General features: G+C 59.3%; 15 protein-coding genes, 1 tRNA gene and 2 rRNA genes (1 of these 18 cut by a window edge). 9 read left to right on the top strand and 9 right to left on the bottom strand.

What is annotated here, in order from left to right; genetic code table 11:
* The 3 genes from K3752_RS13335 to K3752_RS13325 all read left to right on the top strand — a co-directional run.
* Positions 1-2,026, top strand: a 23S ribosomal RNA gene (locus K3752_RS13335) (it extends 801 nt beyond the left edge of the window).
* A gap of 187 nt (positions 2,027-2,213) precedes the next feature.
* Positions 2,214-2,328 (top strand): 5S ribosomal RNA (rrf, locus tag K3752_RS13330).
* A gap of 85 nt (positions 2,329-2,413) precedes the next feature.
* Positions 2,414-2,490 (top strand) — tRNA-Met (locus K3752_RS13325).
* A 171-nt stretch (positions 2,491-2,661) separates the two neighbouring features.
* On the opposite strand, the gene K3752_RS13320 is transcribed toward K3752_RS13325, so the two are convergent.
* The 5 genes from K3752_RS13320 to K3752_RS13300 form a co-directional block, all read right to left on the bottom strand.
* The gene (locus K3752_RS13320; RefSeq protein ID WP_260063502.1) at positions 2,662-3,894 is read right to left on the bottom strand and encodes a DUF3179 domain-containing protein; all 1,233 of its coding nucleotides are present in this window, start codon (positions 3,892-3,894) and stop codon (positions 2,662-2,664) included.
* Between the two features lie 46 nt (positions 3,895-3,940).
* Positions 3,941-5,614, bottom strand: a complete 1,674-nt coding sequence (locus K3752_RS13315; protein WP_260063501.1) for a sulfatase-like hydrolase/transferase — start codon at positions 5,612-5,614, stop codon at positions 3,941-3,943.
* A 128-nt stretch (positions 5,615-5,742) separates the two neighbouring features.
* Positions 5,743-6,723, bottom strand: coding sequence for a GTP-binding protein (locus tag K3752_RS13310; protein WP_260063500.1), 981 nt, complete (start codon positions 6,721-6,723; stop codon positions 5,743-5,745).
* A gap of 4 nt (positions 6,724-6,727) precedes the next feature.
* Positions 6,728-8,200: a guanitoxin biosynthesis MBL fold metallo-hydrolase GntH gene (gene gntH, locus K3752_RS13305; protein ID WP_260063499.1), complete on the bottom strand. Its 1,473-nt coding sequence runs from the start codon at positions 8,198-8,200 to the stop codon at positions 6,728-6,730.
* Between the two features lie 10 nt (positions 8,201-8,210).
* Complete coding sequence (locus K3752_RS13300) at positions 8,211-8,444, bottom strand: hypothetical protein (protein WP_170357967.1); 234 nt, start codon at positions 8,442-8,444, stop codon at positions 8,211-8,213.
* 120 nt (positions 8,445-8,564) lie between these two features.
* On the opposite strand from K3752_RS13300, the gene K3752_RS13295 reads away from it, so the two are divergent.
* The 6 genes from K3752_RS13295 (at position 8,565) to K3752_RS13270 (ending at position 12,991) form a co-directional block, all read left to right on the top strand.
* The gene (locus tag K3752_RS13295) at positions 8,565-9,878 is read left to right on the top strand and encodes a hypothetical protein (RefSeq protein ID WP_260063498.1); all 1,314 of its coding nucleotides are present in this window, start codon (positions 8,565-8,567) and stop codon (positions 9,876-9,878) included.
* 283 nt (positions 9,879-10,161) lie between these two features.
* Complete coding sequence (locus K3752_RS13290) at positions 10,162-10,611, top strand: cytochrome c (protein WP_170337617.1); 450 nt, start codon at positions 10,162-10,164, stop codon at positions 10,609-10,611.
* A gap of 24 nt (positions 10,612-10,635) precedes the next feature.
* On the top strand, positions 10,636-10,956 hold the full coding sequence (locus K3752_RS13285) for a hypothetical protein (protein ID WP_260063497.1): 321 nt from the start codon (positions 10,636-10,638) through the stop codon (positions 10,954-10,956).
* Between the two features lie 54 nt (positions 10,957-11,010).
* Positions 11,011-11,583: a cytochrome c gene (locus K3752_RS13280; RefSeq protein ID WP_260063496.1), complete on the top strand. Its 573-nt coding sequence runs from the start codon at positions 11,011-11,013 to the stop codon at positions 11,581-11,583.
* 9 nt (positions 11,584-11,592) lie between these two features.
* Positions 11,593-12,492: a cytochrome c gene (locus K3752_RS13275; protein ID WP_170357978.1), complete on the top strand. Its 900-nt coding sequence runs from the start codon at positions 11,593-11,595 to the stop codon at positions 12,490-12,492.
* Positions 12,479-12,991: a c-type cytochrome gene (locus tag K3752_RS13270; protein ID WP_409233603.1), complete on the top strand. Its 513-nt coding sequence runs from the start codon at positions 12,479-12,481 to the stop codon at positions 12,989-12,991. The genes K3752_RS13275 and K3752_RS13270 overlap by 14 nt, the downstream gene beginning before the upstream one ends.
* A 98-nt stretch (positions 12,992-13,089) precedes the next feature.
* Here the strand turns inward: K3752_RS13270 and K3752_RS13265 are convergent, their stop codons facing one another.
* The 4 genes from K3752_RS13265 to K3752_RS13250 form a co-directional block, all read right to left on the bottom strand.
* The gene (locus K3752_RS13265; RefSeq protein WP_170357980.1) at positions 13,090-13,869 is read right to left on the bottom strand and encodes an IclR family transcriptional regulator; all 780 of its coding nucleotides are present in this window, start codon (positions 13,867-13,869) and stop codon (positions 13,090-13,092) included.
* An 11-nt stretch (positions 13,870-13,880) separates the two neighbouring features.
* Entirely contained in the window at positions 13,881-15,239 is a 1,359-nt protein-coding gene (locus tag K3752_RS13260) for a TRAP transporter large permease (protein WP_093962896.1), read from the bottom strand.
* Positions 15,239-15,904 carry a TRAP transporter small permease gene (locus K3752_RS13255; protein ID WP_093962895.1) on the bottom strand — a complete coding sequence of 222 codons (666 nt, stop codon included), beginning with the start codon at positions 15,902-15,904 and terminating at the stop codon, positions 15,239-15,241. The genes K3752_RS13260 and K3752_RS13255 overlap by 1 nt, the downstream gene beginning before the upstream one ends.
* A 66-nt stretch (positions 15,905-15,970) precedes the next feature.
* Positions 15,971-17,209 carry a TRAP transporter substrate-binding protein gene (locus K3752_RS13250; protein ID WP_093962894.1) on the bottom strand — a complete coding sequence of 413 codons (1,239 nt, stop codon included), beginning with the start codon at positions 17,207-17,209 and terminating at the stop codon, positions 15,971-15,973.
* Position 17,210: the final 1 nt, after the last annotated feature.

The following is a 17,210-nucleotide window of genomic DNA, read 5'->3' as shown; positions in this document are numbered from 1 at the left end:
GAAAGGCCAATCAAACTCGGAGATAGCTGGTTCTCTGCGAAATCTATTTAGGTAGAGCGTCATCCGAATACCCCGGGGGGTAGAGCACTGGATGGGTAATGGGGCCCCACAGGCTTACTGATCCTAACCAAACTCCGAATACCCGGGAGTACTAGATGGCAGACACACTGCGGATGCTAACGTCCGTAGTGGAGAGGGAAACAACCCTGACCTACAGCTAAGGCCCCCAATTCATGGCTAAGTGGGAAAGCAGGTGGGACGACCAAAACAACCAGGAGGTTGGCTTAGAAGCAGCCATCCTTTAAAGATAGCGTAACAGCTCACTGGTCTAAACAAGTTGTCCTGCGGCGAAGATGTAACGGGGCTCAAGCCATGAGCCGAAGCTTAGGATGCCGTAAGGCATGGTAGCAGAGCGTAGTGTGACATAGATCCATGCCTCCTTGATCCCTTCGGGGATATTGGAGGCGAGGATCTTTCGATGAAGCCGGCCTGTGAGGGATCCGGTGGAGAGATCACTAGTGAGAATGATGACATGAGTAGCGACAAAGAGTGTGAGAGACACTCTCGCCGAAAGTCCAAGGGTTCCTGCTTAAAGCTAATCTGAGCAGGGTAAGCCGGCCCCTAAGCCGAGGCCGAAAGGCGTAGGCGATGGGAACCAGGTTAATATTCCTGGGCCAGGAGGATGTGACGGATCACAGGTGTAGTTCAATCTTATCGGATTGATTGGGCTGCTGAGTGGTTCCTGGAAATAGCCCTCCATCAGACCGTACCCTAAACCGACACAGGTGGACTGGTAGAGCATACCAAGGCGCTTGAGAGAACGATGTTGAAGGAACTCGGCAAAATACCTCCGTAAGTTCGCGAGAAGGAGGCCCGGTTCCTAGGCAACTAGGGGCTGGGGGCACAAACCAGGGGGTGGCGACTGTTTATTAAAAACACAGGGCTCTGCGAAGTCGCAAGACGACGTATAGGGTCTGACGCCTGCCCGGTGCCTGAAGGTTAAAAGGAGAGGTGAGAGCCTTGAATTGAAGCCCAGGTAAACGGCGGCCGTAACTATAACGGTCCTAAGGTAGCGAAATTCCTTGTCGGGTAAGTTCCGACCTGCACGAATGGCGTAACGACTTCCCCGCTGTCTCCAACATCGACTCAGCGAAATTGAATTGCCTGTCAAGATGCAGGCTTCCCGCGGTTAGACGGAAAGACCCCGTGCACCTTTACTACAGCTTCGCACTGGCATCAGGACTGCAATGTGCAGGATAGGTGGTAGGCTTCGAAGCAGGGACGCCAGTTCCTGTGGAGCCTCCCTTGAGATACCACCCTTTGCATTCTTGATGTCTAACCGCGGTCCGTTATCCGGATCCGGGACCCTGCGTGGCGGGTAGTTTGACTGGGGCGGTCGCCTCCTAAAGCGTAACGGAGGCGCGCGAAGGTTGGCTCAGAGCGGTCGGAAATCGCTCGTTGAGTGCAATGGCAGAAGCCAGCCTGACTGCGAGACTGACAAGTCGAGCAGAGTCGAAAGACGGCCATAGTGATCCGGTGGTCCCGAGTGGAAGGGCCATCGCTCAACGGATAAAAGGTACGCCGGGGATAACAGGCTGATACTGCCCAAGAGTCCATATCGACGGCAGTGTTTGGCACCTCGATGTCGGCTCATCTCATCCTGGGGCTGGAGCAGGTCCCAAGGGTACGGCTGTTCGCCGTTTAAAGAGGTACGTGAGCTGGGTTTAGAACGTCGTGAGACAGTTCGGTCCCTATCTGCCGTGGGTGTAGGAGACTTGAGAGGAGTTGCCCCTAGTACGAGAGGACCGGGGTGAACGATCCACTGGTGGACCTGTTGTCGTGCCAACGGCAGTGCAGGGTAGCTATGATCGGACAGGATAACCGCTGAAGGCATCTAAGCGGGAAGCCCCCCTCAAAACAAGGTCTCCCTGAGGGCCGTGGAAGACCACCACGTCAATAGGCCGGAGATGTAAGCGCAGCAATGCGTTCAGTTGACCGGTACTAATCGCCCGATAGGCTTGATTTGATCCAGTAACAGAAAGACAAATCACCAGAAGCATACACTGACCTTGAGTTGGACAACGTTGATTGATGTGAAACCCCGCAAGGGGTGACACAACAACCGTGCGGGAACGCGCATTCGCAAGCGAATACGCCGCCTCCCGCGCGCCGCCTTTTTGCAAAGCAAAAAGAGCGACGGGGATTTTCCTCGGTTTGGTGGTCATAGCGCAAGTGAAACACCCGGTCCCATCCCGAACCCGGAAGTTAAGCACTGCAGCGCCAATGGTACTTGGGCTCAAGCCCCGGGAGAGTAGGTCACCGCCAAACCTAGAAAAATCCCCCCTCTCTAAAACGATCAAAAACACGACCAGGTCTCAAACAGCCAAATAGGCAGCAGACCAACCCAAAGTGTCGCGGGATGGAGCAGCCCGGTAGCTCGTCAGGCTCATAACCTGAAGGTCGCAGGTTCAAATCCTGCTCCCGCAACCAAAACAGCCGAACAAAACAATCCACAAAATCCAAGCTGCGGGCCAAGGCTAATCCTTTACCGATAGGGTATAGAGTAATGTCTTGGGGCGCCGAGCAGAAGCGCTTTAGGAATGCTTCTCCGAAAGTGCTCCACTGTGGCGCCACACCTTCACGTCCGATGAGCCAATTCGCCTAACTTACGTTCGCGCTACCGCCGATGCGATTGACATCTGTGTTGGGAAAGAACTCTGCCCAGACGTGCCAGAACAGCCCGGCACGCAAGGTTTCAACCCGCGTGAGTTGCCCCCGATCGCTATTTCCCCAAAAGTCACATCGCTTTACTGGTTTTCCGCTGTCGTTGTACCAGACCCCGAGGCTTTCGAAATGTGGGTCTATTTGCACCACAAGATCACGCCCACCGACTTGTGTGTTCACTAGCCAGTTCTGATCAACCACGAAGTCGTCGGTCCAACACACGGCATCCGACCCGATGGTCACGCCCCAAACAGGTGTCTTGTTGGGCAGGCGTGTGTCGGGCGCGTGCTCCATGTTGTCCATGACGGGGTCAGCCTCTTGATGCTGCCTGGCGATCCCCCATCCGAAAATGATCTCTAGCGCCATGTCGAGCAGTCTCAGGAACGGGTTGCTTGACGGCTTGTTCAGAAAGACCTCACCTTCCGGATAGGCTTTCTTGAAGCCACGGAATGTCATGCGGAACGTTGGCCATGGCTTCATTTGAGCTTCCGGGCGCAATGGACAGGCGGGACCGTCCGACGCGGTGTCCCGATCCGCTTCTCGGAACCCATAGATGTGTTGAATCGGTTCCCCGGTGTCGTTGTCCCGCAGGATCAGGTTGTTGCCATGTTGCGCAAGAACTTGAAGGTTCAGCCGCTTTCCTTCGATGGATGGCCTGTAACCCTGGCCAAGATTGGCCATTGCACAATAGGTCATGACGATGTCTTCGCCCCCAAGCCCCTTGGCGTCGCCGGCCAGGTGAGGCCGCATGATCTGGGCGTCAGGATGTGCCCGGGCGTGATCGCCGTTTGTCATCACGATCACGGGCGCGGTCGGTCCGACGAATCGTTCCGCTTCGGCAATGCTGTAATACCGGGCTGTGTTGAGCTGGTTTCTCAACCCTAAATGGACCCACACATAGGGAAAGCCATACAGAACCAATGCCAGAGCCGCGCCCAACCACCAGATCGCGCCGACGCCGGCACCGAACGCAAAGCGAGCTATGGTAGCAACCGCAAAAGCCGCAAGGCCAAGCCCGATCAACCGATATTCGTTGCGAATGAAGCGGATCATGTTTTCTCGCTTTACCTTCAGCAACATCTGGGAAACGTCACCTAGGTCGCGGAAATAGACAAAGCCAATCCCGAGCGAGACAGCGAGTCCGATATAGAAGATCAGGTTGGCAAGCATGGAGGTGCCTCTTGAAGGTGGTGGGCCGACGTGAGGTCGACTGCAGTTAGCGTTCGACCGCAGCCTGTTTGGTCAGAAAGGCTTCGACCGCGGCAACGGTTTCCGGGCGCAGGTTTTCGATGCCTTCATAAGGCACGCCGCGCGCAGGTTCGGTATCAGGATACAGCTTCTTTCGGGCAAGATGCCGGCCCAGAATGCGCTGGAATTCCTGGCCGCCCCACGCGCCGACTTCGGTCGAAACCGGGTACTTTTCATGCGTATCCCGATAAATATCGAAGAAATTCGCCAGAATTGCACTTTCTCCGGCACCCGGAAGGTTCAGTTTCAACTGGTCCTTCACGATCGCCTTCGGGGACGCCACCGAATAGATGATCACGTGATCGCGCCGCGTTTTCGACTCATCACCGAACAGGATTGACGCGGATTGGTCCACTCCATCCACAAGCCTGTCCCGCGGGATGAACGCGTCGGCGCCCGCCAGGCGGGACAGGGTCGTATACAGATCCGACACATGGATGATGTTGTTCACGATCGAGTCCGCCTCGATCATTCCGGGCCAGCGGATGAAGGCATCCACACGTACGCCGCCTTCTGTCGTATCTCCCTTGCCGCCGCGGAAAATCATCGGTGTGAAACCTGACTGTGGGGAATATTTCGTGAAGTGCCCGTTGTCGCCCATCAGCACCACAATGGTGTTTTCGGCTACGCCGAGCGTCTCCATCTCGTCAAAGAGCACGCCCAGATATTCGTCCAGCAGTTGCAACTTGTCGGCGTAAAGGCCGCCATTCACGCTTTCGGGGCCGTCGCGTCCTGCACGCGTGTTGTCCAGCGGGATCATCGGCCAGTATTGCAGAAAGAAGGGGGTGTCGCCGCCTGCCAGCCGCTGCAGTTCAGACAGCGCCTTGAGCTGGAACTGTTCGTTCATCTCATCATATTTTTCTGCGTCCCAACGCTCGCCGGGCTGCATGCGGATTTCGCGGATTGGACCGCCGGCCTCACCTTCGATGACGGTGGCCATAGCGGCAGGATCGGGGCGGAACCAATCGTCTACGATATAGTCCTCTTCGAAGTCCTGGATACCGACCGAGACCTGCTCGCGGATGGCGTCATCGTTGAAGATCGTCAGCTGACCCTGTTGATGGATGGCATGCTGCGCATAGTCGAAACCCTGGTTCATCGCCCAGCTTTCCGCGATATCACCCATATGCCACTTGCCGACATGGCTGGTGGCATAGCCGGCCTCTTTCAGAACCTCTGCCAGCGTGACCTCATCTCCGGGAAGGCCAAAGCCGGCAATGTCGACCGTCGTATCGCCCATGCCCATGCGTACCGGCAGGCGCCCAGTCATCTGGGCCACGCGCGTCGGCGTGCACGAGGGCTCGGTATACATTCGAACCATGCGCATGGCTTCGTCCGAGAACGCATTGATGTTGGGGGTCTCAATTCCGCGTACCGCATTCAGTTCGGGAATGCCCATGTCGCCGAAACCCAGATCGTCGATCAGAATGGACACGATGTTGGGAGGGTTGCCAGCATTGCCTTCCCGAAATTCTTCCAGTAACGCATCGACGGCAGCGTTGTCTTCAATCCACTGCTCGCCATTCTGCGCTTCCAGAATATAGTACTGTGCGTCATGGATGATCGGTGTGTCCTGCGCAAAAAGCGGGGAAGACAACAGGATCGAGATGGCCGGCGCCAAACAAAAGAGTCTTGTGAACATAAGGGTTTCCCCGCTGCAGGATGGTTGCGACTGCGACAAGTCTAATTATTTCGGTCCCTAAATCAAATTCAGGGGCGGTGGCATGAAGGCCGGTCACCCCGTTTGGGGGCAAACCACCGGCGTGATCACTAGGCTGTTTCGAACAGGGCGTCGGTGAGCACATGTTCCGAAAGCGCACCGGGCGCGCCGATCGCTACAAGCCGCGTCTCGGGTTTTCGGTCACCCCATGCGCCATCCCGTGAGATGTCCATGCGCTTTCCGACGACCTGCACAAGAATGCGATGGTCCGGGTCCTCCTCGCTGAAAACGAACCCTTTGAGGCGATAGACGTCGCCCGGAAGCTTTCGGATTGCGCCTCTCAGCGATGACAGGCTGATGGGTTGTTCGGCCTTCATCATCGTGGTTGAGAATCCGTCAGAATGGTCAGCGTGTTGGCACCCGCAGTCAGACCCATGCTCATGATGCTCCGGCACTTCTGTCTCAAGCTGTTCGGCAGCAAACCGGCCGACCGACAGCAATATGTCCAGCGGGACATCCGCATTGACCGCTTCGACCAGGCGATACCTGCGGAAACGCGAGCCGAGCCAGTCGTGCACTTTCTGAACTGTTTCTCTGCTGACCAGGTCCACCTTGTTCAAGATGACCATGTCGGAAAACGCGATTTGCCTGAGTTTCAACTCCATCTGCTCTGGTGCGGCGAACAGCTGCTCGGCGTCGACAAGGCACATGAGGCTGTCGAGCCGGATCATGTCCCGGAACTTCTGATCCGTGAACGTCATCGCGATCGAGGACGGGTCCGATACGCCACTGGCCTCGAGGACGATGTATTCCGGTTTCTCCGGTCGGGCGAGAACGGCCTCGACCGTTTCGATCAGGTCATCCCGGATCGAGCAGCACACACAACCATTCGCCAGGCTCATCACATCGTCTTCCAGGCCAACCACAAGATCAGCATCCACATTGATCGAGCCGAAATCGTTGACCAGAACCGCAACCCGCAGACCATGATTGCCGGTCAGGATGCGGTTCAGTAGGGTTGTTTTCCCCGCCCCGAGAAAGCCGGTAAGAATTGTGACCGGAATTGCCGCAGTCGAACCAAACTCGATCATACTGTCACTCCGTCTTCTTCTTGCGGTTTGGAATGACGTCGTCGGTCTTGATCACAAAGTCGCTGGGCCATTCGGGATTGGGCGCGCGGAACACGTCGGAGGGGTAGTATTCCTTGGGGTCGATCTCCATGTCGCGGTACTTTTGGTCCTGCTGTTCGGCGCGCGATGACCGAGGGGCAGGTGGCTTGATTTCATCGGGCAAGGTGATCTTGCCTTCGGCTTCCATCTTGCCCAATTCACGGAACGGTGCGACCGAGCCTGACTTGCCGGGCAGTGTCGCCTTCCGATACCAGATCGCATCTTTTGTGACGTTGACCACGGCCACGTCCAGACCCCAGGCGAACAGCCCATCATAATGGGCCCGGATACCCGCCAGCATCTCGGCATCAATGTCCTCGTCCTGCGTGTAATGGGTCACCATCGCAAGCCGGGGGCGTGCCTCAGCCATCATCTTGCCAACCGCATAATGCGAGGTGTGATGGGTATCGATCGTGTAGTTGAACAGCTCCTGCGGCAGGCCGTATTTGTAGGTCATCAACTGGCCGATATCCTGACCCGACATTTCGGTGACGAACACATCAACGCCTTTGCCGTATTCAAGGCTCAATTCATCCGGTCGGCCGTCCCCGGTCCAAACGAAGCTCAGGCCGTTCCAATCCAGGCGATACCCGACGGCGCCGTCCTTGGCATGGCTGCGTGGCCAAGAGCGCACGGTGACGCCATCTTCGTCATAGACGATGCCGCCTTCCTGACGGAAATCGAACTCGTTGACCTCGATTTCGTAACCGTCTCCAATCGGGAATACGTCGAAGGCCTCTAAATGCCATTTCAGCATTTGCTTCATGCCGTCCACCATGCCCGCCGTTCCAAGCTCGGGTGTCCGGCCGGACGGGCCGTGGATCCGCAGCGGCGTGTAGCCACCCGACCAGGCTCTGAACGGATAGATATAGGGGATGTCGGCGTAGTGATCGACATGCAGATGCGTGATGAAGATATCGTTGATCAATTGCGCAGGCACCTGCATCCCGATGATGTTGCGCACACAGCCCGACCCGAAATCGAAGAAGAACCGTTTTCCATTGCCCAGCTCGACCATCACACAGGTGCCTGCCTGATCCTCACGCGGAGGAAACGGCGTTGACCCGCAGAAGGAGATGCGCATCTCGTCGGGCCCCAATTCCTCGGAAAGCGGGAAATAGTTTGCGTTCGACCCGGTCATGTATTTAGTCGGCCGGAAGTATTCGGGCAGAGTGATGCCGCCGGCCGGCCGGCCGCCATAGGGGTTCTTCAGGCTTTCACCCAGAGGGCCGTCCCCCTCATGCGCCTGTGCTGCGCCAGAGCCGTAGCTGACAGCCCCCGTTGCCACCGCACCTGCCGCCAGCCCCTGCATGACATGCCGGCGCGAAGGGTTTTCGATTTCATCCGCTGGCTGGTTTTGCTCGTTTTCGTGATCGTTGCTTTGGTCTTTGTTGGTCATTGCTAAACCCTCAGTCGGATGCGTTTCTAAGATTGCGCTTCGCCAGACGACGAAGCTCGTTCACAAGCTCAGATTTGATATGGGCCCATTCCTCGCGCTCGGACGCAGTGATCGACGTATCCTTGAGCTTTGCGCAGACTTTGCCGAAGTCCTCGATGGCCTCGCTCAGAAACGCGTCCGGCTCGAACTGGCTGGAAAGCGCAGTCGAAAGCTCGGGTAGCTCGTCTTTGAGGTCGTCCGTCACTGGATAAAGCCCGATTCCCAATATCTATTCTCGCATCAAGATGCGTGCGGTTGACCGGGGCGGCCAAGTGAGTCACCGTGAGTTGGGGGTGAGTTTGCAGTGAACCAAGCCAATGATTTATTGTTAGATCAAGATGTTGGGCAACCATCGCCTGACCTGGTTCGGCAGGCGCTGCGTGATGTTGTTGCCAGCGCCGAGTTCCAAACTTCGCCCCGGCTTCAGCAGTTTCTGACTTATGTCGTCGAGGAAACCCTCGCCGGTCGCGGTTCCCAGATCCGCGGCAAGGCCATCGCAGTCGAAGTGTACGGTCGCAGCATTGATGGCAGCGGTGGTCGAAATCTGGTTCGGGTAGAGGCGAGGCGACTACGGCGTTTGCTGCGTGAGTTTTACGAAGACCATTGGGACGGCCAAGGCGTTCGGATCTTCGTCGATCCCGGCGGATACAAGCCGCGGTTTTCGCACCAAGCTTCCCCGGATGATCCGAAGTCAGACCTGGCAAGCCACGGCCCGCCCGGCGGGGCCAGGCACCTGCGTGGACTTCTGTTGGTCGGGCTGGGCGTTGTGGCCATGATCGTCATGCTGGGCATGTGGCTGAGACCCGGCAACGACGAGGCCGGGCAACCCTCCAACACCACCCGGCAGGCCGAACGGGCTGCGCTTGGTCAGCAATCGCTTGCCAGATTGCAGGCGGCCAACCTGGCGGATCAGGCGCGGGGGATGTTCTTTCCGGTCTTCGATGTCAAACGCCAGCAGATCGCCCTGGGAATGTTCCAGCATTCCACCGAGCTCGACCCGGCCTTGCCCGATGGCTATGCGGGAATGGTGCAGGTCTTGGCCACACTGGCTCTGCTGTCGCAAGACGAGGGCACACGAGAGGATCTGTTGCGCCAAGCATCCCAGATGTCAGGAACGGCACTTGAGTTGTCCCCGTCGGGTGCTTGGGCCAACGCCTCGAATGGCTGGCGATTGGCGGTGTCGGGCGACGCCGATGAAGCTTTGAAATACGCGCGGCTGTCTGCCGAACTTGCGCCTGAAGATGGGCATGTTCTGGACCTTGTCGGGATTGCCGCCCTGATTGCGAACGAGCCCGAACTTGCGGCCGAGGTCAGCAATCCGTCGCGGGCCAGATCCGGGTCCGGCCGATTTGGGGCGAGAAATATCTGGGGCGTATCGCAGCTTGTGCTCGGGAACTACGAAAACGTTGTCGATGCCTTTCAGGGTGCGCCTGCTGCAGGAGCGCCCGTAAGCGGGCCATCACTTTTGTTCCAGGCCGTCGCTCATGATCAGCTGGGCAATTTTGACGAAGCGCAAAGACTTGTTGATGAGTTGGAGGCCACGTGGCCGGATTTTCCGTCCGAATTTCTGGTGCAAAGGATCTTTCCGGGTGACGCCGATATACGGAAGAAGATACTCGGATCTCTGGCGAAGTACTGACAGACCCGTCGCAGCCTGCGCCGCTAAGAAGTCTTCAAGTTCCAACTGATGGCTTCGTGCGCGGCCCAGCTCGGCGTTGACGTTTCGGTGCTGCAGTCCATCGTCGGCTTTGGGGAAACTTGCGGCAAACTTTTCTTGACCTTCCAGCGCGGGAATGGGGCAGACAGTCCCCCCGAAACTGTGCGCAAGGCGGCAAGACCGGCAGGTCAAACAGGTTTGATCAGTGTCAGACCGTTTTGGTGTCGCCCGCGCCAAGCCAAAAACAACCGAGTGAAACGAGACGATGAACAAACTGACGCTATTGGTAGGCGGCGTTCTGATCGCAGGCGCTGCCGTGTTCGCCTACAACCTCAGCCAACAACCTGCAGGGCACTCGATGGAGGTGCCTGACACCTCGTCGCTGTCGCGGGGGGACCCGATCGCGCAAGTCAGCGTGCCGGCGACGTTCAGTGCGCCGGCCCAGATGGGCAAGGTTGCCTTTGACGTCAAATGCGCTGTCTGCCATGGGGCGAATGCCACGGGTTTGGAAGGCCTGGCTCCGCCCTTGGTGCACAAGATCTATGAGCCCAGCCACCACGGGGACGAGGCTTTTCAGCGGGCGGTTCAATATGGTGTTCAGGCCCACCACTGGCGCTTTGGCGACATGCCACCGGTCGCTGGCTTGACCCGTGCAGACGTGCAGGGCATCGTTGCCTATGTCAGGGAACTGCAGCGCGAGAACGGGATAAACTGAACCTTGCACAGTTGGGCGGACAGGATGATCGGACGGTGGGTTCTGGCCTTGGGCCTGGTTCTGGCCGGTATTCTGGTGTTCTCGGAACCCGCCTTTGCGCATGGGGGCGATGAGGGCACACATGCCGTCGTCGATCTGGAAGCATCCGACCCCGACCATGTCGAACAGGGCCACCCGGGCCATTGCCACGGCGGGGCCTTCTGCAACGGCGTGGCCATGACCGTGGCCGCGCCCGTCGTTTCCGCGCTGGTCTCAACGATCAACCGCCGTGCCATCCCGTCGGGCCAATACCGGATGTTGCCGGTGGCCCTGTTCGATCCGCCCCCGCCGCGCGCCGTGTCCTGAGTCAGGTAAGGCCTCTTCTGGGGGCGAGTTGAAGCAGACATACAGGACAAGACGATGACCTTTTTCAAGCTGACGACGGGCGCCGTGCTGGCGTGGATGGTGGCCGTGACCGCCCTGGCGCATGGTGGCGCCACCGGGATCGTGAAGGAACGCATGGACGGCATGTCCGCCATGAAGGACGCCATGAAGACCCTGACGCCGATGGTGCAGGGCAAGACGCCCTATGACGCCGGCACCGTCCGAGACGCAGCCGAGACGATCGGCCGCCATGCCGGCGACAGCATGACCCGGCTGTTCCCCGAAGGCAGCGATGGCATGCCCTCCGAGGCCAAACCCGCGATTTGGCAGGACTGGGACGCCTTCGCCGAACTGGCCGAACAGCTGCAGACCTATGCCGAGGGGCTGGCCTTGGCGGCCGACAACGGGCTGATGATGGCCGGTGCCGGGCAAGGGTCCGGCATGATGGGCGGATCGGGCATGATGGGCGGCGCTTCGATGATGGGGGGCGGGGCCATGACGGGCGGCCCCCCCGGGCGCGAGGAGCTGTCCGAGATGCCCGCCGATGGCGTGTTCATGATGCTGGGCCAGACCTGCTCGGCCTGTCACACGCGGTTTCGGTCGGAATAAGGTGCTTCGATGAAACGCCTCTATCGTCTGGTCCTTGCCTCTGCCGTACTGGCTGCGGCGGGGCTGGCCGCCGTAATCGCGTGGCCGATCGGTCTGACGCCGCAACTGCCCGACCTGACGGGCGACGTTGACCGCGGGGCCTACCTGGCGCGGGCGGGCGGCTGTATCGCCTGCCACACCAACTTCGCCGAGGGCGGCGCGCCCCTGGCCGGCGGCGTCAAGCTAAAGACACCCTTTGGCACGCTGTATTCCCCCAACCTGACCACCGACCCGGACCACGGAATCGGTGGCTGGACGATCGAGGAATTCGCCAAGGCCGTACGCCAAGGCGTGGCGCCGGACGGGCAGCCCTATTACCCGGCCTTCCCGTACCCGTTCTACGCCGAATTCACCGATCAGGACATCGCCGACCTGTGGGCGGCGTTCCAGACCGTGCCCCCGGCGGCCACGCCGTCCCGCGCGCAAGAGATGGCCTTTCCCTTCAACCAGCGCTGGGGGCTGAAACTGTGGCGCGCGGCCTTCCTTGATCCTCCGCGCACCGATCCGGTCCCCGGCAAAGGTGATGTGTGGAACCGCGGCCGGCTGCTGGTCGAAGGCGCCACCCACTGCGCCGCCTGCCACACCGGGCGCAATCTGCTGGGTGCCCGCAAATCGGATTCCGAGCGCTTCAGGGGCAGTGATGCATTGCCGGGCGGCGACAAGGCGCCGGCCATCGACTCTGCAACCCTGCAGAGGCGGGGCTGGACGGTCGACAGCCTGGCCTATGCCCTGCGCACAGGTATCATGCCCGACGGTGACGTATTCGGCGGCGCAATGGGCGAGGTCGTGACCTACGGCACCCGCTTCCTGACCGAAGAAGACCACCGCGCCATGGCCACCTATCTGCTCGATGCCCATGACGAAGGGTAAAAAGGTGGAGCCGCCGCGCCGAGTGATCTCGCCAATGATGAAATGGGGTACACCGGTGGCCGTTGTGATCATCGGTGTAGCCAGCGCTCAATGGTGGATGTCAAAAGGGGTGCCTGACGGTGCATCCGCCGATCCGCTACGTGGGGCGGCGCTTTATGCCGAAAACTGTGCGTCGTGTCACGGGGTCAAGCTGGAGGGTCAAGCCGATTGGCAAACGCCTGATGCGGACGGCGTCCTGCCAGCCCCGCCGCATGATCGAACCGGGCACACCTGGCATCATGGCGATGGCCTATTGTTCGACTATACCAAGTTGGGCGGCGAGGAGATGCTCAAGCGAATGGGAGTCTCGGGGGTCCAAAGCGGAATGCCGGGATTTGCCGACAGCCTGTCCGATCAGGATATCTGGGACATCCTCGCGTTCATCAAGGACAGTTGGCCCGAACGCGAACGCGCGATTCAACGCCAACGTACCGAGGCGGAAGCCCGGGCAGGCAACTGATTTTTTGTCGGAGTTTACGCGTCAATTCTGTGTCTGCTCAAGTCGGTTGGGCGAGATCACTACTCGCCTCCGCTCGGCTCGGTCCCGTGTTCGCCACCCTATGAAGCAAGCAGACCCGACAGTTTGAGTGCCCCGGACTGCAGCAGTGGCAGGAATTGCTTCAGGCTTGTCAGATCGTGCCGCTGCGTGGGGGCGTGCACGGACAGAGTGGCCGCAAGCCGGTCATTCTCGTCAAAGACCGGAACCGCGACGGCGGCCATGCCGGGCATGAACTCCTCGTCGTCGGTCGAGTAACCGTTCTGGGCGATTTTGGCGATCTCGGCACGCATGGCCGTGGGGTCGGTAATGGTTTTCTCGGTGTTAGCGGTCAGCCCGCGGGCCGAGAGAAACCCATCCAAGGTGTTTCGGCGCAGGGTCGAGAGGTACATCTTTCCGCTGGCGGTGCAGTGGAATGGCACCTGGGTCCCAATCGGCAGCTGGATTCTCAGTGGCCATTTGGTCTCGACCCGGTCGAGATAGATCATCCCCTCGCGGTCGGGGATGGCAAGGTTGCAGGTCTCACCAATTTCGTCGGCTACTCCGCGCAGAATGGCCAGGCGGGCCGTGCGGAGATGTTCGGACGACACGGTGTTCACGGACATCTGCCGCAACCGGGGGCCGGGCCCATAGGACCGGCCGTCCAGATCTCGTTGAAGGAACCCTTCGGCCTCGGCCGTCTGCAGCAGCCGGTGGACCGTCGGCTTTGCCAGACCCAACGCTTCGATCAGATCTGCCGGTTTGACCGCGACCCCGCGCCGCGCGACCTCTTCCAAGATCAGCAACAGGCGCAGGTTCGTTGGAATTTGAGTGTCCTTGTCTTGTGTGTCCGTCGCGGTCATCCGGCTACAGTCTAGTTTTTCGGCAGTAGTATCAAGGCCAGATCAGGCACCAGTGACACCAGAATCCAGACCGAGAGCAACGCCACCAGATAAGGCACCGTATACCGCAGAAGCCGGAAATACGGCACGCCTGTAACTCCCGAGGCGACATACAGGTTCAGCCCGTATGGCGGCGTGATGAAGCCAATGGATGCTCCGACAAGGAAGATCACCGAGAAGTGGATCGGATCAATCCCGACCGAAGCTGCGATCGGCGCCAGAATCGGGGCCAGAATGATGGTCACCGGCAGGCTTTCCAGAACCATGCCCGAGAAAAACACGATCACCATCGAGGTGAACAGAACAGCATGGTAGCCCCCCATCGAGGTCACGAAATTGCCGATCGTTTCCTGGGCACCCAGCAGGGAAAGGATCTGCTGCATCACCACCGAGATGGCAATCAGAGGCGCCAGGATCCCGGTGATCTGTGCCGAACGGATGACGATTGACGGGATCTCGGGGATCGTGAAGCCCTCGACCACCAGCATTTCGGCAAAGCTCTTGTCCGTTGGGGAAACATCGTCGCGGGCGCCCATGATCCGGTTGATCGGATAACTCACCAGCCCGGCGATGACGCAGAAGCCAACGGTGACCCCGGCGGCCTCGGTCGGAGAGAACTTGCCGGTGTAGATGCCCCACAGCACAAGCCCGATGGCAAAAAAGCCCAGCCACGCGCCGAAGGCGGTTTTCAGAACGCGGTTCAGCTGCAGCGGGATCAGGTGACCCCAGCCGTTCATGCGGCAGATGATCCAGCAGGCAAACTGCATCCCGATCACCATCAGCGCGCCGGGCAGGATGCCGGCCACGAACAGCTCGGAAATCGGCAGGTTCATCAGGAAGCCATAAACGATGAAGATGATTGATGGTGGGATGATGATCCCGACTGTGCCGCCCGCCGCGGCGGTCGCAGCGCTGAAGCGTTCGTCATACCCGCCCTTGACCATCTCGGGGTGCAGCATCGATCCGATCGTGGCTGTCGTGGCCGAGTTCGACCCCGAGATCGCTGCGAACAACCCGCAGGCCCCAAGCGAAGCCATCGCCAGACCGCCGCGTATCCAGCCGAGACAGGCATAGGCGAAATCGCTGAGCCTTCGGGCGATACCCGACTTGTTGATCAGGTCTCCGGTCAGGATGAACAGGGGCATGGCCAGCAGCGCGAAGCCCTTGTTGAACACGTTCAAAAGCTCAGCGCCCATGTTGTCGAGCGTCAGGCCCAGAACAAACGAGCAGCCGATCACCCAGTAGCCGATGACCAGAAGGACCGGCACGCCCAACATGAACAGGAATGTCACGCCGAGCGAAATCAAAGTAACCCAAGTTCCGTCTGCCATCAGTCTGCCCCGATCACGGCCTGCTTGATCAGCGGCTCGCCTGTTTTGAAGTTGCGCAGATCGTCCGCCAGGTTCTGGAACACTCGGCCGACCATAAGAAAGAATGACAACGGTGCCGCCAGCAGGAACCACCACTGCATGACGTTGTCCGTGCCCAGAACGATCTGGAAGTTGGACGCTGACAAGGCCACCAGCCGCGACGTGGTCACGATGACGATGACCGCGAAGATGAACCACAGCACCGCGTCCAGGATCAGGCAGGCCAACTGCCCGCCGCGTGGCATCGCGGTCCGGAATTCGCTGAAGCTCAGATGCGTTCTGAGGCGCACGTTGTAGGAGGCCCCGAACCACGCCATCACCATGAACAGCAAGGGCGGAATTGTTGTGGACCAGGGTTCCTGGTCATTGAAGACGAACCTGTCGATCACGCCCCAGAAGATGATCAGCGCAATGGCGAGATAGGAATACACCATCACGGATCGTTCCAGATGGCGCTCGATGAAGGGAACCTTGCGATAGATCAGCATGACTAGAAGCCCGCCCAGCGCAGCGACGACGGCGCCGACAACCCACGCTGCGTCGGACTCCAACGCTGATTGAATTTCAAAGGAATCCTGGCTGAGAAAGGCGCTGAATATCGCGCCAATGTCTGCCCAAAATGACATGAACCCCGTCCTCCCAGTCGGTCTTCGGTTGAACCGGCCCGCGCGGGGCCGGTTCAAATCAGTTTATCAGGCTTGGCCCATCCACCAACGGCGCGGCTCGACATTTTCCGGCAGGGTGTCTGCCGGGATCTCGCGCGCGATGTCGTAGATCTCCTGATAGGTGTCGATGCCGCCGGCCCACTTGTTCAGGCGCTCGCGCCATTCCGCCCAGGGTTCCGGGTTGAAGTTCGGGGCACACATTTCCTCGGCCAGCTTGATCTGGTCGTCCGGCAGGAAGGCCGCACGCACACCGTTCTCGGCAAAGATCGTGTTGGGCAGCTGCGGATCCGAGAAGCCGACCGTGTTCAGCAGCGCGGCTTCGTTTGCACCCTGGATCAGGGCCTGCGTGAAGTAGGACGATTCCATGACCGCATCCTGCAACTCGCCGCCCAGGCTGTCGAAGACCTTGGCCGACATCGACGTGTGTTCGGTACCGCAGAAGAACTTGAGGTTGACCGACTGGGAAACGACTGGCGCCATGTTCGCATAAGCCACCGCCGATGCCCAGGTTTCGGCCCCATCGATCAGACCGGTCTTCAGCGCATCCAGCGTCTCTTCCCAGGCCACCGGAACAGGGTTCAGGTTCAGCAGTTGCATCGCGATTCGACCCAGCTGAGTGCCGGTCACGCGGTTCTTGGTGCCAAACAGCTCTTCCAGTTTGGTGACGGTGGGCTTGTCCGCAAAGGTCGACCCCATCTGAAGCCCGCGCAATTCGCAGTGGGTGAAAAGGAACTTCAATCCGTGGCGCTTCTCGAGCGGCTCGCGCAGGATCCGCTGGCTGGCGGGGCTGTAGAAGAAATGATACTGCGCTGCGCGGCTTGGGAACATGTAGGCATAGTCCAACACGTTCAGATAGGGTGCGCCACCGGCCGAGTTCTGGGTCGAGGCCGCGTAAATGTCCACGATGCCCTGCTGGGTTTTTTCGACACAGCTCAGCTGACCGCAGATCTGGTTGTCGCCGATGAACTCGATGCGAATCTCACCGTCCGTGCGTTCCTCGAGGTCGCGGGCGAATTCGATGGCGCCGGCCCGTTCGATGAGAAGGTTGCGCGTGTTGAAGCCTGCCGCACCGAATTTCAGCGTATGCTTAGGCTCTTTCGAGAACCGTTTTTCATACGTGGATTCAGCCGCCTGCGCGAGATTGGCAAGGCTCATGGCCCCACCGAAACCCCCTGCTGCCAGCAGAGTGGAACTCATGCCATAGCGTCCGGCAACGCGGAAAAAGTCCCGCCGTGAAATGCCACTTAACTTTCGTCCGATCTCCATT

It is taken from the genome of Ruegeria sp. B32 (assembly GCF_025141855.1).
Lineage (GTDB): Bacteria > Pseudomonadota > Alphaproteobacteria > Rhodobacterales > Rhodobacteraceae > Ruegeria > Ruegeria arenilitoris.
The sequence above is the reverse complement of the archived record's forward strand: the minus strand, read 5'-3'. Positions and strand labels throughout refer to the sequence as shown.

What these genes read in the sequence shown, in the direction of transcription:
- K3752_RS13320 (WP_260063502.1), bottom strand. Translation starts at nt 3,894, where the DNA reads ATGCTTGCCAACCTGATCTTCTATATCGGACTCGCTGTCTCGCTCGGG.
- K3752_RS13315 (WP_260063501.1), bottom strand. Translation starts at nt 5,614, where the DNA reads ATGTTCACAAGACTCTTTTGTTTGGCGCCGGCCATCTCGATCCTGTTG.
- K3752_RS13310 (WP_260063500.1), bottom strand. Translation starts at nt 6,723, where the DNA reads ATGATCGAGTTTGGTTCGACTGCGGCAATTCCGGTCACAATTCTTACC.
- gntH (WP_260063499.1), bottom strand. Translation starts at nt 8,200, where the DNA reads ATGACCAACAAAGACCAAAGCAACGATCACGAAAACGAGCAAAACCAG.
- K3752_RS13290 (WP_170337617.1), top strand. Translation starts at nt 10,162, where the DNA reads ATGAACAAACTGACGCTATTGGTAGGCGGCGTTCTGATCGCAGGCGCT.
- K3752_RS13285 (WP_260063497.1), top strand. Translation starts at nt 10,636, where the DNA reads ATGATCGGACGGTGGGTTCTGGCCTTGGGCCTGGTTCTGGCCGGTATT.
- K3752_RS13280 (WP_260063496.1), top strand. Translation starts at nt 11,011, where the DNA reads ATGACCTTTTTCAAGCTGACGACGGGCGCCGTGCTGGCGTGGATGGTG.
- K3752_RS13275 (WP_170357978.1), top strand. Translation starts at nt 11,593, where the DNA reads ATGAAACGCCTCTATCGTCTGGTCCTTGCCTCTGCCGTACTGGCTGCG.
- K3752_RS13270 (WP_409233603.1), top strand. Translation starts at nt 12,479, where the DNA reads ATGACGAAGGGTAAAAAGGTGGAGCCGCCGCGCCGAGTGATCTCGCCA.
- K3752_RS13265 (WP_170357980.1), bottom strand. Translation starts at nt 13,869, where the DNA reads ATGACCGCGACGGACACACAAGACAAGGACACTCAAATTCCAACGAAC.
- K3752_RS13260 (WP_093962896.1), bottom strand. Translation starts at nt 15,239, where the DNA reads ATGGCAGACGGAACTTGGGTTACTTTGATTTCGCTCGGCGTGACATTC.
- K3752_RS13255 (WP_093962895.1), bottom strand. Translation starts at nt 15,904, where the DNA reads ATGTCATTTTGGGCAGACATTGGCGCGATATTCAGCGCCTTTCTCAGC.
- K3752_RS13250 (WP_093962894.1), bottom strand. Translation starts at nt 17,209, where the DNA reads ATGGAGATCGGACGAAAGTTAAGTGGCATTTCACGGCGGGACTTTTTC.